Genomic DNA, 26,054 nt, shown 5'->3' on the forward strand with positions numbered 1-26,054 from the left:
CGGGGATGCGCCGTTCAGTGCAGGCTCACCGGGTAGAGCTGGTGGGCCATGGCGTTCGCCACGGCGACCTCGCGGGAATCGGTGAGCAGGATCGGCGCGCCGCTCGCCGAGAGCAGGGCGAACAGGTCGAGGCCGGGGCTCATCTCGGGCGCCTGCGGGAACAGGCTGCGCACCTCGTCCGAGCGGATCGGACGGACATAGGCGATGTGCCCTTCGCCGAGGGCGGCGAACTCCGCCGGATCGATGGCGGGGGTGGCTGTGGTGTCGATGGTCAGGTCGGTCGTCGTGACGTCGGTCATGGGATGCCCTCCTTCCGAGGCAGAGCGTTGAACCGGATATGGTCCCGCGCATCGGCGGCGACAAATCCGGGTTGGGGTCGAGGTGTGGGCGACGGGCGGGCGCGGTCCGCGGTGCATCGACGCGGGATCGCCCGCATCGCCGGCCGTGACCCGTCTCGGGATCCTCACGGATCCTTGGCGGCGATGGCGATCTTGCGCACGATGCGCTCCGGCTCCGGGCGCGCGAGATCGATCGCGAGCAGGCCGTTCGACAGTTCCGCCCCCAGCACCTCCATGCCGTCGGCGAGGAGGAAGGCCCGCTGGAACTGCCGCGCCGCGATGCCGCGGTGCAGGAATTGGCGGGCCTTGTCATCGACCTGCCGTCCCCGCACGACGAGCTGGTTCTCCTCCAGGGAGACGTCGAGCTGATCCTGCGTAAATCCGGCGACTGCCAGCGTTATGCGCAAGCGTTCCGGCTCGTGCTCGCTGCGGGCGATGCGTTCGATGTTGTAGGGCGGATACCCGTCGCTCGCCGCCTTGGAGACGCGGTCGAGTGCCTGCTCGATCTCGTCGAAGCCGAGCAGGAACGGATACCCGAACGGGGACGGCCGCGTCATCGTCACTCAAACCTCCGGCAAGGCCCTGGGGGTCGAACGGCGTCGAGCCCTTGGCGGCACCTCGCGGTGTCGAGCCCGCCTCGCGGCAGCGCTCTTGAGACGGGATATGGAAAGCGCAACAGCGCCGATCAAGGGCGCGATCCGGGTCGCCGGACCCCCCTCGATAGGGCTCGGATGGGCGATATCCGGGATGAAACGGCAAGGATGAGCGGGATGATTGGGAAAGGCGACCCGATCGCGGGCGTGTCCTCCAATAGTTTGGAATTGCTCTGAAATTCTTGGCAAACCTTGATCAACACCCTGCTTGTCGGATAGGCACGCCCGCAAACGTACACGGTGCTGTGGGGAGCGCCGGGCGTGACCTTTGCTGTATCCGCACATCGCCGAGCGGCCGGAGAGCGTGCCGCGGTGATCCGGTCCGGGAAGACGAGGCCCGTCGGTGCCGTCGCGACCCGGTCGAGGAGACCTTTGGCGAGGAGACCTTCGGGACAGCCGCCGTCCTTCGGCCTTCGGGTCGAGCGGTCCGCTCCGGATTCTCCGGGGCACCGCGAGTGGGGAGATGAGATCGTCGTGATTCAGGGAGGCTGGGGAATGGGGCGTGCAATGCCGGGATGCCGCGGGATCGGGGGACGCCTCCGGGCGGGCTTCGTCCTCGTCGCGACCCTGACCGCCTCGATTTCGGGCGCCGCGGCACAGGACGCGTCGCCCGCGGCCAAGCCGGACGTCAAGTCGGAGGCCAAATCCGACGCCCCTCCCCTGAAGATCGAACTGAACCGGCTCGAGCCCGCGGGCGACGCCTGCCGCACCTACATGCTCGTCGACAACGGCCGCGGCCCCGCGCTGAAGTCGCTCAAGGTCGACCTGTTCGCCTTCGACACCGAGGGCGTCGCCCAGAAGCGCCTCGCCGTCGAGCTGGGACCGGTCCAGGAGAAGAAGACCGTGGTCCGGCTCTTCGACTTCGCCGGCCTCGCCTGCCCGAAGATCGGCCGCCTGCTGCTCAACGACGTGCTCGCCTGCGAGGGCGGCGACGCCACCCGCGAGAGCTGCCTGGAGCGGATCGAGACCACCAGCAAGACGTCGGCCGCCTTCGATCGCTGAAGGCCGGCCACGCCCGTCCCATCGGCGCGGCCGGGGGCGACGGGCGAACATTGGAGCCACGAGGAGTAACACATGGATCCGACCTCCGTGCCCGCCGAGGCGGTCGCCACAGCTCACGACATGTCGTTCATCGGCCTGTTCCTTCAGGCCGACCCGATCGTCAAAAGCGTGATGATCCTGCTCGTGGTGGCCTCGCTCGCCTGCTGGACCGTCGTCTTCGAGAAGCTCGTGCGGCTCGCCGCCGCCAAGCGGCAGGCCAAGGCGTTCGAGGCGATGGTGCGCTCGGAGGGCACCATCGATACGGGGCAGAAGGGCATCGCCGGCCACGTGGTCAAGGCCGGTCTCGACGCGTGGCGTGACCAGGATTCCAGCGAGAGCCGGGCCGAGCGCCGCGAGCGGATCGAGCGCGCCATGAAGGGCGCGCTCGGCGTCGAGGTGAAGCGTCTCCAGGCGGGCCTGTCGCTGCTGGCGACCTCCGGCTCCACCGCGCCCTTCGTCGGCCTGTTCGGCACGGTCTGGGGCATCATGAACTCGTTCTCGTCGATCGCGAAGAGCCAGGATACCAGCCTCGCGGTGGTGGCCCCCGGCATTGCCGAGGCGCTGTTCGCCACCGCCATCGGCCTCGTCGTCGCGATCCCGGCGGTCATGGCCTACAACAAGCTCTCCGGCGACGTCGCCCGCATCCAGTCGGGCTTCGTGTCCTGCATCGCGGTGCTCGGCAACCGCCTCGCCCGTGACCGTGGGCCCCACGCCCGCGCCGCCGCGGCCGAGTAGTCTTCCGCCTCGCGCTAACACCCCGAAACCCTCGACGCGACGCCCGCCCTCCGGCGGGACGCCGCCGACGCCCGGGAGGGCGAAGTCATGGCCATGGGAACCGCTCGTTCGGCGAGTGACGACGAGGACGGCCTCGACGCGACGCCGATGTCCGAGATCAACGTCACGCCGATGGTCGACGTGATGCTGGTGCTGCTGATCATCTTCATGGTCGCGGCGCCGCTGATGACGACCGGCGTGCCGGTGCAGCTGCCGAAGACGACCGCCGCCAAGGTGGCGCAGTCGCAGAAGCCGCTCGAAGTCTCCATCGACAAGGACGGCATCCCCTACATCGCCAAGGACGGCTTCACGCCGGAGACGCTCATGCCGCGGCTGAAGCAGCTCAAGGCGGAGAACCCGGATCAGGTCGTGCTCGTGCGCGGCGACCGGGACGTACCCTACGGCAAGATCATGGAGGTGATGGGCCTCGTCGGCCAGGCGGGCTTCACCAAGGTCTCGCTGATCGCCCAGTCGGGCGGCGGCGCGCCGGCCGCAGGGACCGCCCGTTAAGCCGATGGCCGCTCCCAAGCCAGCTCCGAGGCCCGCGCCCATGCCGCCGACGCCGGCTCCGATGCCCGCCCCCATGCCTGCCCCTACGCCCGCCCATGGCGGGTACGGGCTCCCTTCGGGTCCCTCCGAGGGGGGCGGCCAGGGCCGCCTCGCGGCCGCCTTCGTCGTGGCGCTCGCCCTGCACGCCGCGGGATTGCTCGGCATCGCCTATCTGCGCCTGACGCCGCCCTCCCCCCCCGGCGACCAGGAGATCACCATCGATCTCGCGCCGCAGATGGCGGAGGCCGAGACCCAGGCGCCCGCCGAGACGGCGCAGTCCGAGGCGGTTCCCGAGGAGGCCAAGCCCGAGGGCGAGCCGGAGACGGCCCAGCCGGTCGAGACGCCCCAGGAGGTGCCGCCCCCGCCGCCGCCGGAGATGACCCAGGTCGCGCCGGAGGAGGTCCAGCCGCCCCCGCCCACCGAGATGACGCAGGTGATGCCGGAGGAGGTGCAGCCGCCGCCTCCGCCGCCGGAGGCCGTCACCGAGGTCCCGCCCGACACGCCGCCCCCGCCGCCGGAGGAGCAGATCATCACCTCGCAGGCGCAGGAGGCGGAGCCGCTGGCGCCGCCCCCGCCGGTGGCGGCCAAGACCGAGCCGCCCAAGCCCGATCCCAAGATCGAGGAGCGCCGCAAGGCCGCGCTGGAGAAGAAGCGCGAGGCCGAGCGCGAGGCGCGCCGCAAGGAGATCCTGGAGAAGAAGCGCGAGGAGGCGCAGAAGGAAGCGCGGATCAAGGCCGCCAAGGCGAAGGCCGAGCGCGACGCCGCCCGGCGCGCCCAGGCTGCGCAGGCCGGCAATGCCCAGCGCAACTCCGCCGCCACCTCGCGGCAGAGCGCGACGGGCGCGGCCGCCGCGGCCAGCGACGCCAACGCCATGGCCGCCTGGAAGGGCTCCATCGCCGCAACGATCCGCGGCCGGATGAACCGCGAGGCCGCGGCCGGAACCGCCGGCGGCGTGGCCACCGTGCGGTTCACCGTGAGCCGCTCCGGCGCGGTGAGCGGCGCGGCCGTGGTCGGCAGCAGCGGGGTCGGGGTCATCGACGGCGCCGCGCTCGCGGCGGTGCGCGGCAGCCTGCCGCCCGCGCCGTCCGGGGTGACGCAGCCGAGCCTCGCGGTCACCGTGCCGCTGCGCTTCAGCCCTGGGCGCTGATTCTCGGGCGCTGATTTTCGGCGCCGACCTCGAAGGCGAAGGCCGGCATCGTTCTCCCCTCCGCCGCGTTGTCCCGCTCACAGCGGACGGCGCGGCGGATGACGGTCTTCTTCACGAGCGATACGCATTTCGGCGACCCGCGGATCCTGCGGATCGACCGGCGGCCCTTCCCGGACCTGCCGACGCACGACGCGGCGCTGGTCGAGGCCTGGAACGCCGTGGTCTCCCCCGAGGACACCGTCTGGCATCTCGGCGATTTCGCCCTCGGCCCGCCGCCGGAGCGCGTCGCGGCCCTGCTCGCCGCGCTCCACGGCCGCAAGCATCTCATCGTCGGCAACAACGACGGCCCGGCCACCCTGTCGGCGCCCGGCTGGGCCTCGGTGGCGCATTACGCCGAGACCGAGGTCGAGGGCCGCCGGCTCGTGCTGTGCCACTACGCCTTCCGGACCTGGAACGGCCTCGGCCGGGGCGCGATCAACCTGCACGGCCACTCGCACGGCCGGCTCAAGCCGATCCCGCGCCAGTACGATGTCGGGATCGACGCCCAGGGCTTGGCGCCGGTCACCCTCGACCGGATCCTCGTCTCGCGCCGCGGCCGCGCCGGACAGGCTCCCGGCCGGACGGAGGCCACCGGGGTGACGGAGAGGCCGCAGGACGGATCGCAGGCCAATTCGATCGCCCCCGAGCCGGCGGAAGGTTCCGTCAAGAAACGCGGCAGATCCCGTCAAGACGTCTCGGAACCATCGGCTTAGCGTCGCCGTTCAAAACACCGACACGGACGGCGGCGCGACGGTGGCAGCAGTGACGGCACTGCGGAACCTGCGCGTCGAGCGCTCCCTCACCTTTTCATGACCTCGGTCGAACCAGCGTCGGTCTGCCCCATGCGTCACCTCATGCGACACACCGCTCTCGCCGGCCTCGCGGCCTCCCTCGTCGGCGTCTCCCTCGTTTCCTCCGCGCTCGCCGCGCCCGGCTGCCTCGACGGCCGCCGCAAGATCCAGGAGGCCAGCGCCCTGCGCTACCAGGCCCGCCAGGAGGCGCGGCTCGGCAACCGCGACCGGGTCTGCGACACCCTCGACGAGATCGGCGACCGCTATCACGAGGCGCAGGACGCCTTCGAGGATTGCGGGGCCGACATCGTCTCGATCGACCTGCGCAGCGAGCTCCGCTCCCTGCGGGTCGCCAAGCACGTCAACCGCTGCGACTGAGCGGGCCTCAGCCCCCACCATCGACGGATCACCGTGCAACGCGGTGTTGCGAAAGCCGGAACCGCCCCGGGGACGGGTGTGGTCCCGCACCGCGAAGCGTTGCCTTAAGGCGCAGATTCACGTCAACGAAACCGATCGCCCCCGCGCCGGACGAACCCTCTCATCGGCCTCAGGAATCCTGCCATGATCACCACCGACAGCACGCTCCGCCAGCCCTCCGCCGAGATGCGGACCGGACCGTCCTTCACCGCGGCTCTGTGCGGCTTCCTCGGCAGCACCGTCGCGACGACGATGGTGATGTTCCTGCTCAGCAGCAGCGTCTGATTCGCCGCGACCGGCAGACGACCGGTTTTCAGGGCGCGACCGACCACAGGCGGCTGCGCGAGAACAGCATCTCCGGCTTGCCGACCTGCATCGCGGCCTTCGGGGCCGGGCATTGGGGGGTCGTCTCCGGGCGCGGGGGCGGGGTGACCGCCGCCTGAGCGGGCGGAACGAGACCCAGCCGCAACTGCACCGTCGGATGCCGCGCTGCGGTGATGGTGACGACGCCGGCGATGATGCAGCCGGCCATCAATCCGAGGAAGAAGTTCGTCATCTGAGGCGGGTTCCGGACCCGGTGCGGCGCGGATTGGCGACAAGGCCGGCCACGGCGAAGCACTCTCCCCCTTTCGGGGCGCCAATGGGGCAGAACCGTTGCATACCCGCTTTTAACAAACCGCATGCATGATTCGCCCAGCGCTGGCCGAGGGCGGCGCGGGGAGACCTCCGATCATGCAGTATGCGGCCAATGCCTACGCGAAAGTCGCGCGCGTGGCGCTCTCGCCTCGGGAGGCCGAAGCCGCCGTGTTGCTGAAGGCCGCCGGCCGCCTCCGGGCCCTCGGGACCCAGGTCGAGACGGGCCCGGCCCTCAACGACGCCCTCACTTTCAATCAGCGGGTCTGGACGATTCTGGCCTCCGCCGCGACCGAGCCGGGCAGCCCGCTCCCGGTCGAGGTCCGCAACGGCATGGCCCAGCTCTCTGCCTACGTGTTCCACACGATCGTCGACACGATGATCGAGCCGACGGCGGCGAAGATCGAGTCCCTGGTCTCGCTCAACAACCACATCGCCGCGGGCCTCCAGGGCGATGCCGGGCCGGGGGCGTGAGCGTCCCGGAGGCGATGTCCCCCTAGACGAATCAGCACGACCGGACGATCCGCGGATCCGCCTCTCGGCGTCGCGTGATCTCCGGAGACGTCGGAACCCCGTCCGCACCGCATCCTGCGGGGAGTGGCCGGGCGGCAGTCAGGCGGCGGTCAGGCGGTCTTGGCGATGCGCTCGCCCGGGAAGGGGGCCGATTCCCGCGCATAGGCGCGCGCCTTGAGGATCACCTCGTCGGGGATCTGCATCACCACGTCCCCGGTCTGCGGATCGGTGACCCGGAAGACGAGGCTCTGACTCTCCGCATCGCGGACATAGGCACGCCGCTCCGGTTCGGACGGCTTCGCCTCGGTGTTCTCGGGATTCACCGCGAGGGTGACCGCGGGGTCGAGCACGCGAGAGGCAGGGGCCTCGCTGCGGGGCGTCTCGGCGACGGGGCGGACGGGGGTGACGGGGGCGGTCGAGATGGGCGGCGTGGCGGCCGCAGCCCTGATCGGATCCATGGCTGCATTCCTTCGAGTTCCGGCGAGAAGCCGGCCCTCAGAAGATTGCGCGCGTCGCTACCGGAGTCTTAAGCGGCGCCGCTTGTCCCCCGGGAACGGGTGCCAGCCTCACCGATCCGTAAAGATTGCCTGAAGGTTTTTCACGAATCGCCGGCGGGTGACGGCGCGACGGACCCGTGACCGCCAGGCTTCCACTGCTGCGCGTCCTCCAGGCTGCTTCCGAACAGAGCGGAAAAGCGTTCGTCGAGCGCCGCGAAGGGGAGCCCGATCTCCCGGGCGAGGGTCGCCAACCGATCGAGCGGTGTCTCGGACAGCGCCTGATAGATCCGCGCCCGCTCGGCCTCCGAGGGCGCATCCCCGAGAAGGACCGCGCGCAGGCGCGGGGCCGGCAGCGCCCCGTAGCTGACACTGCCGTGGGCCGCGGCGGATTCCAGCGCCGTCCTCCGCTGCATCGTGCCCTCCGTTCGACCGCCCGCGGATTCCTACGCGCATCCGGTGATCGGCATCAACGCGCGGAGCGGGCGATCCCGCGCATCGCACGATGCAAAAAAGTCGGGGCAGTACACACTGCCCCGACCTGAGTTTTGGACGCGAAGCGTTTTCCCAGTCGAAGGGCGCGTTACTCCGCCGCGTCGACGTAGAGCTTGCCGCCCTCGGCCAGGAACTCCTGCGACTTGGCCGCCATGCCGGCCTCGCGCTCCGCCTCGGAGAGCGGCTTGGCTTGGCCCAGCACCACGCCGGCCTCCTCCATGGCGAGCACGTCGGCGCGCAGATCCTGCGTGATCTTCATCGAGCAGAATTTCGGGCCGCACATCGAGCAGAAATGCGCGACCTTGTGCGCGTCCTTCGGCAGGGTCTCGTCGTGGAAGCTGCGCGCCGTGTCGGGGTCGAGCGAGAGGTTGAACTGGTCCTCCCAACGGAAGTCGAACCGGGCGCGGCTGAGCGCGTCGTCGCGCAGCTGCGCGGCGGGGTGGCCCTTGGCGAGGTCGGCGGCGTGGGCGGCGATCTTGTAGGTGATCACGCCGGTCTTCACGTCGTCGCGGTTCGGCAGCCCCAGATGCTCCTTCGGCGTGACGTAGCAGAGCATCGCCGTGCCGAACCAGCCGATCATCGCCGCGCCGATGCCCGAGGTGATGTGGTCGTAGCCGGGCGCGATGTCGGTGGTCAGCGGGCCCAGCGTGTAGAACGGCGCCTCGCCGCACTCGCGCAGCTGCTTCTCCATGTTGACCTTGATCTTGTGCATCGGCACGTGGCCGGGGCCCTCGATCATCACCTGACAGCCCTTGTCCCAGGCGATCTTGGTGAGTTCGCCCAAGGTCTCCAGCTCGGCGAACTGGGCCGCGTCGTTGGCGTCGGCGATCGAGCCGGGGCGCAGGCCGTCGCCGAGCGAGAACGACACGTCGTAGGCCCGCATGATGTCGCAGATCTCGTCGAACCGCTCGTAGAGGAACGATTCCCGGTGCCCGGCGAGGCACCAGCGCGCCATGATCGAGCCGCCGCGCGAGACGATGCCGGTGGTGCGCCGCGCGGTGAGCGGCACGTGGGCGAGCCGCACGCCGGCATGGATCGTGAAGTAGTCGATGCCCTGCTCGGCCTGCTCGATCAGCGTGTCCTTGAAGACCTCCCAATCGAGCTTGAGCGGGTCGCCGCCGACCTTCTCCAGCGCCTGGTAGATCGGCACGGTGCCGATCGGCACGGGGGAGTTGCGCACGATCCACGAGCGGATGTTGTGGATGTTGCGCCCCGTCGAGAGGTCCATGACCGTGTCCGCACCCCAGCGGATCGACCAGACCAGCTTCTCGACCTCTTCCGCCGCCGAGGAGGTGACGGCCGAGTTGCCGATATTGGCGTTGATCTTCACCAGGAAGTTGCGGCCGATCGCCATCGGCTCGAGTTCGAGGTGGTTGATGTTGGCCGGGATGATGGCGCGCCCGCGGGCCACCTCCTCGCGCACGAATTCGGGGGTGATGAAGGGCGGCACCGCCGCGCCGAAGTTCTGGCCGTCCGCCAGCGCGGCCTCGGCGCGCTCCAGCATCTGCTCGCGGCAGGCGTTTTCGCGATGCGCGACGTAGATCATCTCCTCGGTGATGATCCCGGCGCGGGCGAACTCGTACTGCGTCACCATCTGCCCGGCCTCGGCCCGGCGGATCGTGCGCTCGGCCGGGCACGGGGCGACGAGCTTGTCGGCCGCGGCGAAGCCGTTGTCCTCGGGCTTCACGTCGCGGGGTTTGACCGCGGCGTAGCCGCGCCCGACGATCCAGGGCTCGCGCACCGGGGCGAGACCCTTCTCGAGGTCGATCGCCGCATCGGTCTCGGTATAGGGGCCCGACGGATCGTAGACCCGCACCGCCTCCTCCTTCGGATCGGAGAGGGCGATCTCCCGGAAGGGCACGCGGATGTCGGGCCGGCCGGGGGCCCCGGCATAGACTTTTCGCGAGCCCTGGACCGGGCCGGTGGTGACGCTGGCAGGGCTGCCGTTGGGAAGATCTTTGGGACGGACGGGTGCGTTCATCGCTGTCGCTCCTGATGGGGGAGGCGACCCGTGGTCCCGACGATGGTGCGGATGGCCGACGCTGCTTCGAGCAGCGGCCAGTGGTTCCCGTCCCTCCGCCGGTACGAGCCGGATCAGGTTCAAGGGTCAGGGCGCCAGCCCACTCTCAGCCCCTTTTCGGGGCCCCCCTCGGAACGATTCCAACCTCTGCCTCGACGCGATCCTTGTCAATCCTTTGCCGGGACCGTCCGATTCGGAGGAGACATTTTTCCGGTTCGGAAGGACTCGGCCGTGACGGCGGGAGCACGGCGCGAAAGCTTGATCGGGTGGCACGGATGCGAGCCACGGTTTCGACGAAAAACTCACCAATTGCGGCAGGAACTCCCTTTTGGCGACCGCGAGGCGCGGCTTGGGTGTGGATGACGCCCGGTCGGCGGGTGGCCATGCGCCCGCCTTTTCGCGACACACGATGGCGATGAGCACGATCATCCCTTTCCGCCGCCCTGCCCCCGCGAAACCGGCCCGCGCCGGTTGCGACGTGGCGGCCGTCGCGGGCGACCTCCTGGTCGTGCTGGATCAGCTCGAAGGGCTGGTGGCGCGGGCCGCCGTGATGGACCGGCCGCGGATCGAGGTGGAGCGCAGCGTGCAGCACCTGCTCGACGCGATCAGCGCGGTCGAGCGCGCCTCGGATACGCTGGGCGAGGGCAGCAGCATCTCCGAGCCGGCCTGACGGCAGGGCTCACGCCCCGGCGTGGAGCACGCTCGCCATGATCGTCCCGTAATGGCACGCGGTCGCGGCGAGGACGAAGCTGTGCCAGATCGCGTTCTGGAACGGCAGGCTCCGCCAGACGTGGAACACCACGCCCACCGAGTAGAGCAGGCCGCCGACGGCGAGGAAGCCGAGGGCCGACGGAGTGAGCCCCGAGATCACCGATTCGTAGGCGAGCACGCCGCTCCAGCCCAGCATCAGGTAGAGCACGATCGAGACCCGGTCCCAGCGGCCGGGCATCAGGATCTTGATGGCGATGCCGGCGAGCGCCACCGTCCAGATCAGGGCGAGCAGGATCCAGGCGACGGGGCCGGAGCCCACCAGCGCCACCACGGGCGTGTAGGTGCCGGCGATCATCAGGTAGATGAAGGCGTGGTCGAACCGGCGCAGGATCCACTTGCGCGGACTCACCGGCCACATGTTGTAGGCGGCCGACGCGCCGAGCATCGCCAGCATCGCGGTGGCGTAGACCAGCAGAGAGGCGCGCTCGATCCAGCCGAGATGCGTCAAAGTCGCGGTGACCACCAAGCAGACCGCGCCGAGAAGCCCGAGGACGAGACCCGCGATGTGAACCGCACCGTCCGCCCGCAATTCGTGCGGCGTGTAGTTCCAGGTCAGCGCAAGCGGGCGTCCGTCCTCGGCCAGAAACATCCTCTGCTCCCGTGTTGGCGAGGTATTTAATTCTATAGTGCCGCGAGTCGTTCCATCATCGAACTAACGACCAAGTGGTCTTCCACCGAAATTGTCTCCGCGACGACTGGCCTCCAACCATTGCGCCGCAAGATAAGCCAAATTTTATGCTGCATCGCAGTCGCCCGCGGCGCTGTTTCCAGCATCGGGACCGACAGCGACGGTTTCGTGACCCTGCCCGGCCGGCGAGGCAGGTTTCGCGCCAGACGGACGGGATGACGCGGGGGGGCCTCACCGGATCGGGTCGATCCTTTCGAGAGGGCGGATCCGGGCCAGGACGGGCGCCGTCAGGCGCCGCGGCCGGCGAGCGTCTCCAGGCCGATCGGCACCTCCGCCACCTCGGGCGCGGAGGCGGCGCGCACGCCCAGGCTGAGGCGGGCGTGGACGGTCGCCATGATCAGCACCGCCATGGCGAAGACCTGATGCGCGAGGCCCGCCCAGAGCGGCACCTGCAGGAGCAGGGTGACGATGCCGAGGCCCATCTGCGCGAGAGCGAGCGCGGCCACGCCCATCGCCCGGCCCGCGGCGCTGCCGGGCGCCGCGCGGACGGCCTGGATCGCGTGGGCGAGGGCCGCCAGCACCACGAGATAGGCGAAGAGGCGGTGGTTGAGCTGCACCAGGGCGACGTTGTCGACGAAGTTCTCGATCAGGGGCACCTTGTCGAACAGCACCCGGGCCGGCGGCACGAGGACGCCGTCCATGTCGGGCCAGGTATTGTAGAGCAGGCCCGCCTTCGAGCCGGCGACGAGGCCGCCGAGCCAGATCTGGATCAGCACCAGAACCGGCAGGAGGCCGGCGAAGAGCCGCACCGGCTCGGGCGCGGGGGCGAGCGCGCGGGGACGCGTGCCGGCGGCGAGCCAGACGAGGCCGGCGAGGATCAGGCTCGCGGTGGTGAGGTGGAGCGCGAGCTTGAGCGGCGCCACCGCCGTCATGCCGGGCTGGAGCCCCGAGGCCACCATGATCCAGCCGATCGCCCCCTGGAGCCCGCCGAGCAGGCCGAGGCCGAGGAGGCCGAGCAGGAGGCGGCGCCCGAGCATGCCGCGGATCCAGAACCACGCGAAGGGAAGGAAGAAGACGAGGCCGACGATCCGCCCGAGCAGGCGATGGCCCCATTCCCACCAGTAGAGCGTCTTGAAGCCGTCGAGCCCGATGCCCTGGTTGAGGATGCGGTATTGCGGCGTGTCGCGGTACTTGTCGAACTCTACCGCCCAGTCGGCGGCGTTGAGCGGCGGGACCACGCCGGTCACCGGCCGCCACTCGGTGATCGAGAGACCCGAACCGGTGAGCCGCGTCGCGCCGCCGATGGCGACCATCGCCACCACCAGCACGGCGAGCCCGTAGAGCCACGCGCGCACCGCGCCGTGTCCGGGACGGTAGGAGGCCGCCGGGACCGCATCGAAGCGGTCGAGGGTCGGATGGGTCGACAGTCTCATGGTCTCGCGCGTCAGGTCCGGCGGCCGGGAACGTTCGGGTGTGGCTTACGGGAAACAGGCCCCCGCGCGCAACGCGACCTATGACGCAGGTTGCCTGCATTGCGGCGCGGGGATCGGCCCGGTACGACCCGTCCCGGCGCCCGGACCGGCGCGCCGTCCCGACGTGAGAGAACGAAGGCCCCCATGCGCCGCCGCACGCGCACCCTGCTCGGAACTTTCGGGATCCTGGCCTTCGTGATCGTCTACGCGCCGCTCGCCATGGCGCTCGCCGACAGCCGCATCTCGGAGACCCATCCGGCGGTGCAGACGGTGATCTACTCGATCCTCGGCATCGCCTGGATCTTTCCGCTGATGCCGCTGATCCGCTGGATGGATCGGCCGGACGATTAGGGATTCGGACACGGGCGGCCCCTTTTTTCGCCGCACTCCCCGGCGAGAAGGCGGGACGTCCTACGCTCAAGGTACGTCTCCGAAGGTCGCCCGCCGCCCGATGCGCTCCTCCTCGCGCCCCTCCCCGCGCCGTCCCGCGCTCCCGTTCCGGCCCTACGGCCTCGTCGTCTCGCTGCTGATGCTCGCCGCGCCGGTCCTGGCCCAGCCAGCGGCTGCCCAGGGGACGCCGCGCTCGATGGCGGAATGCGAGCGGCTGAAGAACGACCTCGCCTACAACCAGTGCCTCGCCATGTTCGGGCCGCCCGCCCGGAACGTGGCGAGCAGCGGCGGCTATGTCGGCGGCGGTGACGCCGCCTCCGGCACCTCCTCGGTCGCCTCGACCGCGACGATCCCCGGCATCCCCTCGATCGAGGAGCCCGACGTCGAGCCGGTGCGGCGCCGGGGCCGGCGCTCCGGCCGCCGCGGACGGGCCAGCGCCAGCTTCACCGTCGGCAGCGCCGATACGGCCGTGGGCGAGTCGGAGGGCGGCTCGTCCCGCTCGCGCCGCCGCCGCCGCTGACGCCGAACCTCACGCCACGTTGAGACGCCGCCCGCGGTTCCAGGCCAGGAACGGCACGCCCGACAGGAGGCTCGCCAGCGCGGCGTCGCTCTGGTGCAGGCCGTTCACCGAGACCCGCGGCAGGGCGTGGCGATGCTCCGCATGCTCCGCGAACAGATGGCCCGGCCGGGTCGTCACCGCGGTGGCGAAGCCGCGTTTTTTCGCGAGGTCGAACTCGCGCGGTCCCGCGGAGGTCGGGTCGCCCACCGGATAGGACAGGTGGCGCACCGGGCGGTCGAGCTCCGCCTCGATCCGCGCCCGGCTCCCGGCGATCTCCCGCTCCGCGACGGCGGCCTCGTGCTTGGCGAGCATCGGGTGCGAGAGCGTGTGCGCGCCGATGGTGACGCCCGGATCGCGGGCGAGCGCGCGCAGGTCGTCCCAGGTCAGGCAGAGTTCGCGGGCGAGCCCGCCCGGCGCGAACCCGGCCTCGCAGCACAGGCGCGCGATCTCGTCGAGCAGCACCGGCTCCGGGCCGGCGCGAAGGGTGCGGTAGACGGTCTCGAAGGCGGCCGTCTTCTCCGCCTCGGTCCGGGCCGGCAGAACCGGTCCGGAGCCGACCCGCACCGCGTCGAGCCGGGCGACCGCCCGCTCCAGTTCGAGCCACCACAGCCGCCCGCGCCCGTCGGCGAAATCGCTGGTGACGAACAGCGTCCAGGGCGCGCCGTGCCGGGCCAGGACGGGCCGGGCGTGCTCGACGTTGTCGCGATAGCCGTCGTCGAAGGTCAGCACCGCGAAGGGGCGCCCGGTCTCCGGGGCCGCGAGCCGCTCGGGCACGTCGTCGAGACCGACGAGTTCGAAGCCGCGGGCGGCCAACAGGGTCAGCGTCCGGTCGAGGAAGGCCGGGGTGATCGAGAGGAGGGCGTTCGGCGCGAAACCGGGCGCCGGCTCCGGGCGCACGTGGTGGAAGGTCAGGATCACGCCGCGCCCGCGGGCGGCGGGGGCGAGCCAGCGGTCGGCCCCTGTGGCGGCGATGGCGTGAAAGCCGGCGCGGAACAGGCTGTGTCGGGTGCGGGGCGAGAGCATGGCGCGTCACGGCTCGAAACGCCGGGCGATCCCGGCATCGTCGCGAGCCTAGCGGCGGACGCGAAAAGCTTTCGTTACCCATCCCCGCAGATCGCACCCTTGCGTCAACCCGGGCTTGAGGACGAACCGGACAGGGTTCGCCGCAGGGTTTTTTCGCGCGGCCTGTCCGTGACGGGCATGCGCGCCGGGGATGATGGGCCGGGGGATAGGGGCATGGTGGCTCTCGCCGAGGATCTGGGGCAACCCGCGCGCGCGGCGGCGCGGCGGGGCGGCCTCACCGCCGAGGTGTTTTCCGATCTCGCCGCGGTCGAGGGGCTGTGGCGAGACCTCGAAGCCGACCCCGCCGTCCTGATGACGCCCTACCAGCGCTTCGACTGGGTGGCGGCCTATCGCGGCGCCGGGATCGATGCGGGCGAGGCGACCTGCATCCTCGTGCTGCGCGACGGGCTCGGGCGGGCGCGGGTGCTGCTCCCGCTCACCGTCGGGCGCCAGGGCCCGTTGCGGGTCGCGCGGGTGGTCGGCGACCGGCACGCCAACTTCCACATGCCGCTCTTCGCCTCCCGCGAGGCGGCGGCGATGCCGGCCGGGGATCTCACCTCGGCGCTGGTCGAGGCCGGCCGCGCGGCGGGCATCGACGCCTTCGCCTTCCGTAACCAGCCGCGCTTCTGGGACGGGACCCCGAACCCGCTGGCCGGCGGCGGCCTGCCGGCGCCGAGCGACGCCTACGGCATGCTGCTCGGCCCCGACGCCGAGGCCACCCTGCGCCGGGTGTTCAGCGGCGACACCCGCAAGAAGCTGCGGGCCAAGGAGCGCAAGCTCGTCGAGTTCCTGGGGCCGGTCGAGCACCGCGTCGCCGGGACGCCGGAGGCCGCGGCCGAGATCCAGGCGGTGTTCTACGCGCAGAAGGCGGCGCGCTTCGCCGGCCTCGGGGTCGCCGACCCCTACGCGGACGCGGCGGTGCGCCGCTTCATCGCCGCCGCGACCGCGCCGGGCGGCGCGGGCGGCGCGCCGGCCATCGAGGTCCACGCCCTGGTGGCGAGCGAGAGCGGGCGCATCCTGGCGACCTTCGGCGGCGCGGTGGACGGCGCCCGCTTCTGCGGGATGTGGACCTCGTTCGACACCGATCCCGAACTCGGCCGGTTCAGCCCCGGCGAGATCCTGCTGCACCGGCTCGTCGGCGATCAGGCCGCGCGGGGCCGGAGCGCCCTCGACCTCGGCGTCGGCGAGGCGGGCTACAAGGCCAAGACCTGCGACGAGACCATCGAACTCGTGGAGCAGACCCTTCCGGTGAGTCCGGCGAGCCACGCGCTCGCCCTCGCCTCACGGGTCGCGGTGCGGCTCAAGCACCGGATCAAGCGCTCGCCGCGGCTCTGGGCGGCGGCCCAGGGCCTGCGGCGGCGGCTCGGGCGGTCCGCCGCCGGAGCCTGACGGATCAGTTTCCGCGGTTGATGATGGAGGGCAGCGAGGGCTGCGTGTAGGTGCGGTTCACGTCCCGGCGGGTCTGGGTGCCGTTGGTGTCGGAGGACTGACGGAAGTTGCTCGGCTCGAAGCTCGAGGACAGGCTGCGGCCGCCGGAATCGGCGCTGTTGCAGGCCGACAGCCCGCCGGCGAGGACGGCGGCGGCGAGGACGAGGAGCGTGGGGCGCATGGGGACTTCCTGTCGGAGGCGGGGCGGCCCCGCGGGTCGGACGGCAGGCGTGCCGCGCTCCGCCCGCCCTCGGCAAGGAAAAAGTCGCGGCGCGGGAGCGCTGCCGTGCGATCCCGCGCCGAGTGTGACCTATTCAGCGTGACCGGTTCAGCGTGACCTATTCGGCCGCCGCCTTGAGGTAGCGGGCCGGGTCGTAGTTGAGGATCGGCCCGAGCCAGCGCTCGACCGCGGCGACATCCATGCCCTTGCGCAGGGCGTAATCCTCGACCTGGTCGCGCTCGACCTTGGCGACGCCGAAATAATGCGCCTCCGGATGGGCGAGGTAGAGGCCCGAGACCGAGGAGCCCGGCCACATGGCGTAGGACTCGGTCAGCTTCACGCCGATGCGGCTCTCCGCCTTGAGGAGGTCGAACAGCGTGACCTTCTCGGTGTGGTCGGGCTGGGCCGGGTAGCCCGGCGCGGGCCGGATGCCGTCGTACTTCTCGTGCACCAGCTCATCCGCGGTGAAGGCCTCGTCGGGGGCGTATCCCCAAAACTCCCGGCGGACCCGCTCGTGCATGCGCTCGGCGAAGGCTTCGGCGATGCGGTCGGCGAGCGCCTTGACGAGGATCGAGCGGTAATCGTCGTTGGCCCGCTCGAAGCGCTCACTGATGCGCACCTCCTCCAGCCCCGCGGTGACGACGAAGGCGCCGACATAGTCGGCGATGCCGGTCTCGGCCGGCGCCACGAAGTCGGAGATGCAGGTGTTGGCGCGCCCGTCCCGCTTCGACAGCTGCTGGCGCAGGCCGTGGAAGGTCGCCAGCGTCTCCTGCCGGCTTTCGCCGGTGAAGAGCCGGATGTCGTCGCCGACGCTGTTGGCCGGCCAGAAGCCGATCACCGCCTTCGGGTTGAACCAGCGCTCCTCGACGATCTGCTTCAGCATCGCCTGCGCGTCCTCGAACAGCGCCTTGGCCGCCGGCCCCTGCTCCGGATCATCGAGGATCGCGGGGAAGCGGCCCTTGAACTCGTAGGTCTGCAGGAACGGCGTCCAGTCGATGTAGGGGACGAGATCGGCCACCTCGTAGGAGCCGTAAACGCGGGTGCCGGTGAAGCTGGGCTTCGCCGGCTTGTAGCCCGACCAGTCGACCTTGAAGGCGTTGGCGCGCGCCTTGGCGATCGGCAGGCGCTGCTTGTCGGCCTCCGAGCGGCGATGGGCGTCGGCCACCTTGGCGTACTCGGCCCGCACCCGCTCGATGGTCGATCCGCGGGTCTCCTTCGAGATCAGGCTGGAGACGACGCCGACGGCGCGGCTCGCATCGGTGACGTAGACCGCCTGACCCTTCTCGTAGGCCGGGTGGATCTTCACCGCCGTGTGGACGCGGCTGGTGGTGGCGCCGCCGATCAGGAGCGGCATCTCCATGCCCTCGCGCTCCATCTCGGAGGCGACGTGGACCATCTCGTCGAGGGACGGCGTGATCAGCCCCGAGAGACCGATGATGTCGACGTTCTCGCGCTTGGCCGTCTCGAGGATCTTGGCGGCCGGCACCATCACGCCGAGATCGATGATCTCGTAGTTGTTGCAGGCGAGCACGACGCCGACGATGTTCTTGCCGATGTCGTGGACGTCGCCCTTCACGGTCGCCATCAGCACCTTGCCCGCGGCCTGGCGCTGGCCGGTGCCGCCGTTGGCCCGCTTCTCCTCCTCCATGAAGGGTTCGAGATAGGCCACCGCCTGCTTCATCACGCGGGCGGACTTCACCACCTGCGGCAGGAACATCTTGCCCGAGCCGAACAGGTCGCCGACCACGTTCATGCCGGCCATCAGCGGGCCCTCGATGACGTGGAGCGGGCGCTCGGCCTCTTGGCGTGCCTCCTCGGTGTCGGCGACGATGTACTCGGTGATGCCGTTGACCAGCGCGTGCTCGATGCGCTTGGCGACCGGGGCCTCGCGCCACGACAGGTCGGCGGTCTTGGCCTGGGCCGAGGCGCCGGTCTTGAACCGCTCGGCGGCCTCCAGCAGGCGCTCGGTCGAATCCTCGCGCCGGTTGAGGACGACGTCCTCGCAGAGTTCGCGCAGCTCCGCCGGGATCTCGTCGTAGACCGCGAGCTGGCCCGCGTTGACGATGCCCATGTCCATGCCCGCCTTGATGCAGTGGAACAGGAACACCGCGTGCATCGCCTCGCGCACCGGTTCGTTGCCGCGGAAGGCGAAGGACAGGTTCGAGACGCCGCCCGAGATGTGGGCGTGGGGGAGCGTCTCGCGGATCGTGCGGGTCGCCTCGATGAAGGCGACGCCGTAGGGGTTGTGCTCCTCGATGCCGGTGGCGACGGCGAAGATGTTGGGGTCGAAGATGATGTCTTCCGGCGGGAAGCCGACCTGCTCGGTCAGGATCTTATAGGCGCGGGTGCAGATCTCGACCTTGCGCTCGTAGCTGTCGGCCTGCCCCTGCTCGTCGAAGGCCATCACGACCACCGCGGCGCCGTAGGAGCGGCACACCTTCGCGTCGTGGATGAACTTCTCGATGCCCTCCTTCATGGAGATCGAGTTCACGATCGGCTTGCCCTGGAGGCATTTCAGCCCGGCCTCGATCACCTCGAACTTCGAGGAATCGACCATCACCGGCACGCGGGCGATGTCGGGCTCGGCGGCCACGAGGTTGAGGAACTCGACCATCGCCTTCTGCGAGTCGAGCAGGCCCTCGTCCATGTTGACGTCGATGACCTGGGCGCCGGCCGCGACCTGATCGCGGGCGACGTCCAGCGCGGCGGCGTAGTCGCCGTTGGTGATGAGCTTCCTGAACTTGGCCGAGCCGGTGACGTTGGTGCGCTCGCCGACGTTGACGAAGGGAATCTCCTTCGTGAGCACGAACGGCTCCAGGCCCGAGAGCCGCATCAGCCGCGGGATCTCCGGGATCTCGCGGGGCTTCTTGTCGGCGACGGCCTCACTGATCGCGCGGATATGGTCCGGCGTGGTGCCGCAGCAGCCGCCGACCATGTTGACGAGGCCGGAGGCGGCAAACTCGCCCACCAGCTTGCCCATCGCCTCCGGGCTCTCGTCGTAGAGGCCGAACTCGTTGGGGAGACCCGCATTCGGATAGGCGCAGACCAGCGTGTCGCAGATGCGGGACAATTCGGCGATGTGGCCGCGCATCTCCTTGGCGCCGAGCGCGCAGTTGAGGCCGAAGGTCAGCGGATCGGAGTGGCGCAGGGAGTTCCAGAAGGCGGCCGGCGTCTGGCCCGAGAGGGTGCGACCCGACAGGTCGGTGATCGTGCCCGAGATCTGGATCGGCAGGCGGATGCCGGTCTCGTCGAACACCTGCCACGCGGCGGCGATGGCGGCCTTGGCGTTCAGCGTGTCGAAGATCGTCTCGATCAGGATGAGTTCGGCGCCGCCGTCGATGAGGCCGCGCACCTGCTCGACATAGGCCTGCTTCACCTGGTCGAAGGTCACGGCGCGGTAGCCGGGATTGTTCACGTCCGGCGAGATCGACAGCGTGCGATTGGTCGGGCCGATGGCGCCGGCGACGAACCGGCGGCGGCCGTCCTTCGCTTCCGCGAGCTTCGCCGCCTGGCGGGCGAGCCGCGCGCCTTCCGCGTTCAGCTCGTGGATGATCGATTCCATGCCGTAATCGGCCTGGGCGATCGTGGTGCCGGAGAAGGTGTTGGTCTCGCAGACGTCGGCGCCGGCGAGGAAGTAGTCGAGGTGGATCTGCCGGATCGCGTCGGGCTGCGTCAGGATCAGCAGGTCGTTGTTGCCCTTCTGATCGTGGCCGTGATCCTTGAAGCGGTCTGCGCGAAAATCCTCTTCCGTGAATTTCAGGCGCTGGATCACCGTGCCCATCGCCCCGTCGAGGACGAGGATCTTCTCGGACGCACGCTGGCGCAGCGCGCGCTCGATCTCGGTGCCGTCGACGGGGGGGAAGGTGGTCATCGGGTCTCTCGGGCAATCGACATGAGCATCGGCGGAGCCGAACGACATCCGCTCCGATGGGGAACTGACGGCAGTTTCAGGAGCGCGATTCGAGAGACGCGAGCCGTCTCTCGATGATCTCCAGGCGTTCTTCGACCTCGGCTGCGGCGTAGCGCCCGAGAACGGACTCGCCGTTGATGGCCTCCCGCATGTTCGCGAGACGACCTTCGATCCGCTCAAGTCGCTCGTTCACCGTCGTGAACTGGCGCTCGTTGTTCAGACCGAGATCTTTGATCTCGGCGCGCATTTCCCGCAGGAGCGGCAGGATCATGTCTTGCGGGTCGGCCACGGCTGATTCTCCGAAAGTCCGCCTTGATTTAAGCCGCCGCCTTCGCCGTTGCCACCTTCGCCGGCGCCTGCGAGCGCAGGCCCAAGAGGTGGCAGATGGCGTAGACGAGATCCGAGCGGTTCATCGAGTAGAAGTGGAAGTCCTCCACGCCCTCGTCGACGAGGTCGAGCACCTGCTCGGCGGCCACCGCGGCGGCGACGAGGCGACGGGTCTCCACGTCGTTGTCGAGGCCCTCGAACCGGGCGGCGAGCCAGTACGGCACCGAGGCGCCGGTGCGGCGGGCGAAGTTGGCCGCCTGCTTGAAGTTCTGCACCGGCAGGATGCCGGGGATGATCGGGATCTCGATCCCGGCCGCGCGCACCTTGTCGCGATAGCGCAGATAGATCTCGTTATCGAAGAAGAACTGGGTGATCGCCTGGTCGGCGCCGGCATCGACCTTCGCCTTCAGGGCGTCGATGTCGGCGTCGAGCGAGGCGGCCTCCGGGTGCTTCTCCGGGTAGGCCGAGACCGAGACCTTGAAGTCGCCGATCCGCTTGATGCCGGCGACCAGGTCGCAGGTCTGAGCGTAGCCGCCGGGATGCGGCCGGTAGGTGTGGCCGACGCCCTCGGCCGGGTCGCCGCGCAGGGCCACGATGTGGCGCACGCCCGCATCCCAGTAGGACTGCACCACCGCGTCGATCTCCTCGCGGGTGGCGTTGACGCAGGTGAGGTGGGCAGCGGGCTTGAGGCTGGTCTCGCGCACCATGCGCGCCACGGTGTTGTGGGTGCGCTCGCGGGTGGAGCCGCCCGCGCCGTAGGTCACGGACACGAATTTCGGCTGGAGCGGCGCGAGGCGCTCGATCGAGGACCAGAGGATGTTTTCCATCTCCTCGGTCTTGGGCGGGAAGAACTCGATCGAGACGCGGATCGGGCGGAAGCCGTCGCGGCTGGCGCGGTGCCGGGAATCGCTGGGCATCTGTCGTCCCCTTTTTGAAATCGTTGCGTCGTGCGGGGCCGCGGCTCAGGCCACGGCGCGTTCGGGAGTCACCGTCCCGATTCCGGCGGAGGCATCGTGCGCCAGCCAGAGCGTGACGGTGAGAGGCAGTGCGGTGCCGTCCTCGGGCGCGAGGTCGCGGCTCTCGACGGCGCCGAGACCCGCCTGGACCAGCCAGCCCGTGACCTGGTCGGCCGCGAAGCCGAGGCGGCGGTGGGCCTGGCTCTCGCGCAGCTGTTCGAGGTTGTGCGGTGCAAAATCGACGACGAGAAGGCGCCCGCCCGGCGCGACGAGGCGAGCCGCCTCGCGCAGCGCCCGGGCCGGGTCGTCGAGATAGTGCAGGACTTGGTGCAGCACCACGAGGTCGAAGCCGCCGCGGCCGAAGGGCGGCGCGTGCAGGTCGCCCTGGCGCAGATCGACTCGCGACAGGCCGAGCCGTTCGAGGTTCGCCCGGGCGACGGAGAGCATGGCGTGGCTCGAATCGAGCCCGGTGGCGCGGCCGGCGAGCGGCGCCAGCAGGCCGAGCATCTTGCCGGTGCCGGTGCCGAGATCGACCACGTGGCGGATCGGCCGGTCGCCAAGGACGTCGAGCACCGCCGCCTCGACGGTGGCCTCGGGCACGTGCAGGGAGCGCAGGCCGTCCCATTTGGGCGCGAGCCGGGCGAAGAAGGCCTGCGCGGCCTCCGCGCGCTGGGCCCGGACCGAGTCGAGCCGGGCACGGTCCTCCGAGAGCGGCGGGGCCGCGTGCTCCAGCGCCGAGATCAGCGGCTCGACGAAACCGATGGCCGCCTCGCGCAGGCGAAAAAACGCCCAGGCCCCCTCGCGGTGGCGCTCGATCAGGCCGGATTCGACCAGAAGCTTGAGGTGGCGCGAGATGCGCGGCTGCGACTGGCCGAGGATGTCGGTGAGGTCGGAGACCGAGAGTTCGCCCTCGGCCAGCAGCGCCAGGATGCGCAGCCGCGTCTCCTCCGCCGCCGCCCGCAACACGGCGAGCGCCTCGGCGAAGGGCACCGGGGCCGGGTCGAGGCTGTTCCTCGGGCTGCTCTCGCTAGACATAAAGATATCTTTATGTGCGTAGCTGGCTCGGCGCAAGAGGGTTTCGTGAGTCCGCATCGACGCGTTGGATAGGGCGGGGTTCCCTCATACGGTTTCCGGTTGATCACTTCGGGTTTGCCCGCACTCCGTCATCGCGAGCGTCAGCGAAGCGATCCAGAGCGCGACCTATCCGGATTATGCGGAGCCCTGGATTGCCACGGCTTCGCCTCGCAATGACGAAGGAGAGACCGAAGCGATCAAACGGAAATGCTATCAGTCGTCATTCCGGGTTCCACTGCGCGGCTCCGGAACGACAGGCCTGCGCGGGAGAGGCGATGGTCCATCCTGAACCCGCCGGCGCCCGGAGCGCCGCCGGCCGCTACTGATAGGCCTGCTTCAGGTCGAGCGAGCAGCGGACGCCGACCTCGGCGTAGCCCGTGTCGAGCCACGCCTTCGCCGCGGCGCGGCCCTTGTCGCGCAGGCGCTCGATGACCCGCCAGCGGGCGTCGAGGCGCGTGGAGGCGGCGTAGTCGTCGAGCCGATCGGTCCCGTCGATCCGGTGCAGGAACACCCGCTCCAGGCCCGGCACCGCCTGCCCTCCCTCCTCGATCAGGCCATGGACGAAGTCGATGGCGCGCAGTTCCCGCATCAGGTTGGCGTTGAAGGTGATCTCGTTGAGGCGGTTCTGGATGTCCTGCGACGTGCGCGGCGTCTCACGGCGCTCGACCGGGTTGATCTGCACCAGCAGGATGTCGCGGGTGCTCGCCCCGTGCAGCGGGTAGAGCGCCGGATTGCCGAGATAGCCGCCGTCCCAGTAGGGCACGCCGTCGATCTCCACCGCCTGGAACACGGTCGGCAGGCAGGCCGAGGCCATGAGATGGTCGGCGGTCAGCCGCTCGCGCTCGAACACGGCGAGCTTGCCGGTCCAGACATTGGTGGCGGAGACGAACACGTTCGCGGTCTCGGCCGCGCGCAGGCGGTCGAAATCGACCGTGCGCTCCAGCGCCCCGCGCAGGGGATTGATGTTGAGCGGATTGGTCTTGTAGGGGCCGGGATTGAGCACCCTCAGCCACGCTTCCATGAAGGGATTGCCCTTCCAGACATGGAAGAGGCCGTCGATCCAGTTCTGCTGGACCGGCTTCAGGTCGGCATCGAGGCTCGCCTCGCGCCAGAATCGTTCGAGCGCCGCCCGCGCCCCGTCGGGGCCGCCCGCGAGCCAGCCGTCCACGAGGACGACGGCGTTCATCGCCCCCGCGCTCGCGCCCGTCACCGCCTCGAAGGCGAGGCGCCCGTCCTCGATCAGCGCATCGAGCACGCCCCAGGTGAAGGCGCCGTGCGAGCCGCCGCCCTGGAGCGCCAGCGAGACCGCCTTCTCGGCCCGCGGCCCGGCGAGCCCGCGGAAGCCGTTTCCGACCCGCGTCGAATCGGCGATCGGGGCGGGCACGGCGGTCGCTGGGTTGTGGGCGTCGTCGGCTTGGGCGTCCTCGGCTTGGGCGTCGTCGGCTTGGGCGTCGTCGGCTTGGGCGTCCTCGGCTTGGGCGTCCTCGGCTTGGGCGTCCTCGTGCGGCACGTCGGGCCGGCCGCCGTCGAGGGCCGGATCGGGGGGAGAGCTGTCCATGCTGCCTCGCACGGTTGTTGCGGTGCACCCATAGATGGTGCGTCGCGATAAAAAGCCTGTGCGGTTCTTTGCCTCGCGCGTCGGCGATGCCATATGAGATAGCGCGCGTGGCGGCCTCCGCATCGTTTGCCTGCCTCTTGGCCTTGCATCCTTGCATCCTTGCATCCGCACGGCACACGCTCGACATCCCGCTCGGGATGCGACATGGAAGCGGCCTTGTATCGAGGCGCGCTGCGCATCCGTTCGCGCGGGCGCGGCGCGGCCAGGATCCCCAGGTCGCGGATCGCGCCGGATTCGGATAGGATCGTTTCCGCGCCCGCGGGACGTCCGAGACCGGCACGCGCGGACGAAACCTGACCCGCGAAGGCACGATGGAAGTCATGGAAGCTCCCGACGCCCTGGCAAACCCGCTCGAATCCCGGAGCCCGAACATGAAGGGGCCGGAGATCGCGGGGCCGGCACCGCGCCACCGCACCGTCGGCGTGCAGATCGGACAGGGCGAGGGGGCGGTCACCGTCGGCGGCGGCGCGCCGATCGTCGTCCAGTCGATGACCAACACCGACACCGCCGACATCGACGGCACCGTGGCCCAGGTCGCCCAGCTCGCCCGCGCCGGCTCGGAGCTGGTGCGCATCACCGTCGATCGCGACGAGGCGGCGGCGGCGGTGCCGAAGATCCGCGAGCGGCTCGACCGCATCGGCTGCCACGTGCCGCTGGTGGGCGACTTCCACTATATCGGCCACAAGCTCCTGTCCGACCATCCGGCCTGCGCCGAGGCACTCGCCAAGTACCGGATCAATCCGGGCAATGTCGGCTTCAAGGAGAAGAAGGACACGCAGTTCTCGACCATCGTCGAGCAGGCGATCAAGTACGGCAAGACCGTGCGCATCGGCGCGAACTGGGGCTCGCTCGACGGCGAGCTCCTGACGCACCTGATGGACGAGAACGCCCGCTCGCCGACTCCGATCGACGCCCGCGCGGTGATGCGCGAGGCGATGGTGCAGTCGGCCCTGACCTCGGCCGACCGCGCGGTGTCCCTCGGCCTGCCCAAGGACCGCATCATCCTCTCGGCCAAGGTCTCGGCGGTGCAGGACCTGATCGCGGTCTACCGCGAGGTGGCGCGCCGCTCCGACTACGCGATCCATCTCGGCCTCACCGAGGCCGGCATGGGCTCGAAGGGCATCGTCGCCGCCTCCGCCGCCATCGGCGTGCTGCTGCAGGAGGGCATCGGCGACACGATCCGCTACTCGCTGACGCCGGAGCCCGGCGGCGACCGGACGGTCGAGGTGAAGGCGGCGCAGGAACTCCTGCAGACCATGGGTTTCCGGACCTTCGTGCCGCTTGTCGCCGCCTGCCCCGGCTGCGGCCGCACCACCTCGACGACCTTCCAGGAACTGGCCCGCGACATCCAGAACTGGATCACCACCTCCATGCCGGAGTGGAAGAAGACTTATCCGGGGGTCGAGGGCCTCAACGTCGCGGTGATGGGCTGCATCGTCAACGGACCCGGTGAGTCGAAGCACGCCGATATCGGCATCTCGCTGCCCGGCACCGGCGAGAGCCCGAGCGCCCCGGTCTTCATCGACGGCAAGAAGGCGATGACCCTGCGCGGCGCGACCCTCGCCAAGGATTTCGAGACGATCGTGATCGACTACATCGAGCGCCGTTTCGGCCAGGGCAAGCGCGACGCCGCCGAGTGAGTCTTTCCGGTGAGACGGCCGCCTTCATCCCCCGCGCGGGTGGATGGGGCGGCCGTCTTTCCGTTTCGGGTCGGGACGCCTGCTCCGATCCGCGT

At 70.2% G+C, this 26,054-nt stretch carries 27 protein-coding genes, 1 pseudogene and 1 riboswitch; of the genes and pseudogenes, 13 read left to right on the plus strand and 15 right to left on the minus strand.

Annotated features, from left to right (window positions below; translation table 11 throughout):
- Nucleotides 1–14: 14 nt before the first annotated feature.
- On the minus strand, nt 15–299 hold the full coding sequence (locus ABS772_RS11510; RefSeq protein WP_052300104.1) for a BQ00720 family protein: 285 nt from the start codon (nt 297–299) through the stop codon (nt 15–17).
- A 164-nt stretch (nt 300–463) separates the two neighbouring features.
- Nucleotides 464–895, minus strand: coding sequence for an Hsp20 family protein (locus ABS772_RS11515; RefSeq protein WP_238256887.1), 432 nt, complete (start codon nt 893–895; stop codon nt 464–466).
- A gap of 591 nt (nt 896–1,486) precedes the next feature.
- On the opposite strand from ABS772_RS11515, the gene ABS772_RS11520 reads away from it, so the two are divergent.
- The 7 genes and pseudogenes from ABS772_RS11520 to ABS772_RS11550 all read left to right on the plus strand — a co-directional run bounded on the left by ABS772_RS11520 (nt 1,487) and on the right by ABS772_RS11550 (nt 6,034).
- On the plus strand, nt 1,487–1,993 hold the full coding sequence (locus ABS772_RS11520; RefSeq protein ID WP_350394616.1) for a Tat pathway signal protein: 507 nt from the start codon (nt 1,487–1,489) through the stop codon (nt 1,991–1,993).
- Between the two features lie 72 nt (nt 1,994–2,065).
- The gene (locus tag ABS772_RS11525) at nt 2,066–2,767 is read left to right on the plus strand and encodes a MotA/TolQ/ExbB proton channel family protein (RefSeq protein WP_238256889.1); all 702 of its coding nucleotides are present in this window, start codon (nt 2,066–2,068) and stop codon (nt 2,765–2,767) included.
- Between the two features lie 87 nt (nt 2,768–2,854).
- Entirely contained in the window at nt 2,855–3,316 is a 462-nt protein-coding gene (gene tolR, locus ABS772_RS11530; protein WP_238256890.1) for a protein TolR, read from the plus strand.
- Nucleotides 3,317–3,356: 40 nt separating this feature from the next.
- Nucleotides 3,357–4,502, plus strand: a complete 1,146-nt coding sequence (locus ABS772_RS11535) for a TonB family protein (protein WP_350394617.1) — start codon at nt 3,357–3,359, stop codon at nt 4,500–4,502.
- 98 nt (nt 4,503–4,600) lie between these two features.
- A pseudogene (locus ABS772_RS11540) lies at nt 4,601–5,131 on the plus strand (metallophosphoesterase family protein); the annotation flags it as partial.
- Between the two features lie 252 nt (nt 5,132–5,383).
- A complete protein-coding gene (locus ABS772_RS11545; protein WP_238254470.1) occupies nt 5,384–5,710 on the plus strand; it encodes a hypothetical protein in 327 nt (108 codons plus the stop codon).
- Nucleotides 5,711–5,893: 183 nt separating this feature from the next.
- Nucleotides 5,894–6,034, plus strand: coding sequence for a hypothetical protein (locus tag ABS772_RS11550; RefSeq protein WP_173807896.1), 141 nt, complete (start codon nt 5,894–5,896; stop codon nt 6,032–6,034).
- A gap of 28 nt (nt 6,035–6,062) precedes the next feature.
- On the opposite strand, the gene ABS772_RS11555 is transcribed toward ABS772_RS11550, so the two are convergent.
- The gene (locus ABS772_RS11555; protein WP_238254471.1) at nt 6,063–6,305 is read right to left on the minus strand and encodes a hypothetical protein; all 243 of its coding nucleotides are present in this window, start codon (nt 6,303–6,305) and stop codon (nt 6,063–6,065) included.
- 176 nt (nt 6,306–6,481) lie between these two features.
- Here ABS772_RS11555 and ABS772_RS11560 point away from each other — a divergent pair, with 176 nt between their 5' ends.
- Entirely contained in the window at nt 6,482–6,856 is a 375-nt protein-coding gene (locus ABS772_RS11560; RefSeq protein WP_350394620.1) for a flagellar biosynthesis regulator FlaF, read from the plus strand.
- 149 nt (nt 6,857–7,005) lie between these two features.
- On the opposite strand, the gene ABS772_RS11565 is transcribed toward ABS772_RS11560, so the two are convergent.
- The 3 genes from ABS772_RS11565 to thiC all read right to left on the minus strand — a co-directional run bounded on the left by ABS772_RS11565 (nt 7,006) and on the right by thiC (nt 9,865).
- Nucleotides 7,006–7,353 (minus strand): flagellar protein FlaG, encoded by a 348-nt coding sequence (locus ABS772_RS11565; RefSeq protein ID WP_350394622.1) that lies wholly within the window; start codon nt 7,351–7,353, stop codon nt 7,006–7,008.
- Between the two features lie 140 nt (nt 7,354–7,493).
- Nucleotides 7,494–7,805 carry a hypothetical protein gene (locus ABS772_RS11570; RefSeq protein ID WP_350394623.1) on the minus strand — a complete coding sequence of 104 codons (312 nt, stop codon included), beginning with the start codon at nt 7,803–7,805 and terminating at the stop codon, nt 7,494–7,496.
- Nucleotides 7,806–7,972: 167 nt separating this feature from the next.
- A complete protein-coding gene (gene thiC / locus ABS772_RS11575; protein WP_350394625.1) occupies nt 7,973–9,865 on the minus strand; it encodes a phosphomethylpyrimidine synthase ThiC in 1,893 nt (630 codons plus the stop codon).
- A gap of 73 nt (nt 9,866–9,938) precedes the next feature.
- Nucleotides 9,939–10,044, minus strand: a riboswitch (TPP riboswitch).
- A gap of 269 nt (nt 10,045–10,313) precedes the next feature.
- Here thiC and ABS772_RS11580 point away from each other — a divergent pair.
- Nucleotides 10,314–10,574, plus strand: a complete 261-nt coding sequence (locus ABS772_RS11580; RefSeq protein ID WP_350394627.1) for a hypothetical protein — start codon at nt 10,314–10,316, stop codon at nt 10,572–10,574.
- A 9-nt stretch (nt 10,575–10,583) separates the two neighbouring features.
- Here the strand turns inward: ABS772_RS11580 and trhA are convergent, their stop codons facing one another.
- A complete protein-coding gene (gene trhA, locus ABS772_RS11585; protein ID WP_350394629.1) occupies nt 10,584–11,264 on the minus strand; it encodes a PAQR family membrane homeostasis protein TrhA in 681 nt (226 codons plus the stop codon).
- 326 nt (nt 11,265–11,590) lie between these two features.
- Nucleotides 11,591–12,736, minus strand: a complete 1,146-nt coding sequence (locus tag ABS772_RS11590) for a COX15/CtaA family protein (RefSeq protein WP_350394631.1) — start codon at nt 12,734–12,736, stop codon at nt 11,591–11,593.
- 183 nt (nt 12,737–12,919) lie between these two features.
- On the opposite strand from ABS772_RS11590, the gene ABS772_RS11595 reads away from it, so the two are divergent.
- The gene (locus tag ABS772_RS11595) at nt 12,920–13,126 is read left to right on the plus strand and encodes a DUF2842 domain-containing protein (RefSeq protein WP_009863569.1); all 207 of its coding nucleotides are present in this window, start codon (nt 12,920–12,922) and stop codon (nt 13,124–13,126) included.
- Between the two features lie 100 nt (nt 13,127–13,226).
- A complete protein-coding gene (locus ABS772_RS11600) occupies nt 13,227–13,685 on the plus strand; it encodes a hypothetical protein (protein WP_350394633.1) in 459 nt (152 codons plus the stop codon).
- A gap of 9 nt (nt 13,686–13,694) precedes the next feature.
- Here the strand turns inward: ABS772_RS11600 and ABS772_RS11605 are convergent, their stop codons facing one another.
- On the minus strand, nt 13,695–14,747 hold the full coding sequence (locus ABS772_RS11605; RefSeq protein ID WP_350394635.1) for a polysaccharide deacetylase family protein: 1,053 nt from the start codon (nt 14,745–14,747) through the stop codon (nt 13,695–13,697).
- A 213-nt stretch (nt 14,748–14,960) separates the two neighbouring features.
- On the opposite strand from ABS772_RS11605, the gene ABS772_RS11610 reads away from it, so the two are divergent.
- Nucleotides 14,961–16,175, plus strand: a complete 1,215-nt coding sequence (locus ABS772_RS11610; RefSeq protein WP_350394636.1) for a GNAT family N-acetyltransferase — start codon at nt 14,961–14,963, stop codon at nt 16,173–16,175.
- 4 nt (nt 16,176–16,179) lie between these two features.
- Here ABS772_RS11610 and ABS772_RS11615 read toward each other — a convergent pair whose 3' ends face one another.
- The 6 genes from ABS772_RS11615 to ABS772_RS11640 form a co-directional block, all read right to left on the minus strand.
- Nucleotides 16,180–16,395, minus strand: coding sequence for a hypothetical protein (locus ABS772_RS11615; protein WP_350394638.1), 216 nt, complete (start codon nt 16,393–16,395; stop codon nt 16,180–16,182).
- Between the two features lie 157 nt (nt 16,396–16,552).
- On the minus strand, nt 16,553–20,305 hold the full coding sequence (gene metH / locus ABS772_RS11620; protein ID WP_350394640.1) for a methionine synthase: 3,753 nt from the start codon (nt 20,303–20,305) through the stop codon (nt 16,553–16,555).
- A gap of 76 nt (nt 20,306–20,381) precedes the next feature.
- The gene (locus tag ABS772_RS11625) at nt 20,382–20,615 is read right to left on the minus strand and encodes a hypothetical protein (RefSeq protein WP_350394641.1); all 234 of its coding nucleotides are present in this window, start codon (nt 20,613–20,615) and stop codon (nt 20,382–20,384) included.
- 46 nt (nt 20,616–20,661) lie between these two features.
- Nucleotides 20,662–21,588: a methylenetetrahydrofolate reductase [NAD(P)H] gene (metF, locus tag ABS772_RS11630; RefSeq protein WP_238255037.1), complete on the minus strand. Its 927-nt coding sequence runs from the start codon at nt 21,586–21,588 to the stop codon at nt 20,662–20,664.
- A gap of 45 nt (nt 21,589–21,633) precedes the next feature.
- On the minus strand, nt 21,634–22,662 hold the full coding sequence (locus tag ABS772_RS11635; protein WP_238255036.1) for an ArsR/SmtB family transcription factor: 1,029 nt from the start codon (nt 22,660–22,662) through the stop codon (nt 21,634–21,636).
- A 358-nt stretch (nt 22,663–23,020) separates the two neighbouring features.
- The gene (locus ABS772_RS11640; protein WP_350394644.1) at nt 23,021–24,259 is read right to left on the minus strand and encodes a patatin-like phospholipase family protein; all 1,239 of its coding nucleotides are present in this window, start codon (nt 24,257–24,259) and stop codon (nt 23,021–23,023) included.
- Between the two features lie 371 nt (nt 24,260–24,630).
- Here ABS772_RS11640 and ispG point away from each other — a divergent pair, with 371 nt between their 5' ends.
- Complete coding sequence (ispG, locus tag ABS772_RS11645; RefSeq protein ID WP_238255034.1) at nt 24,631–25,959, plus strand: flavodoxin-dependent (E)-4-hydroxy-3-methylbut-2-enyl-diphosphate synthase; 1,329 nt, start codon at nt 24,631–24,633, stop codon at nt 25,957–25,959.
- Nucleotides 25,960–26,054 lie beyond the last annotated feature (95 nt).

It is taken from the genome of Methylorubrum podarium, assembly GCF_040270385.1.
Classification (GTDB): domain Bacteria; phylum Pseudomonadota; class Alphaproteobacteria; order Rhizobiales; family Beijerinckiaceae; genus Methylobacterium; species Methylobacterium podarium.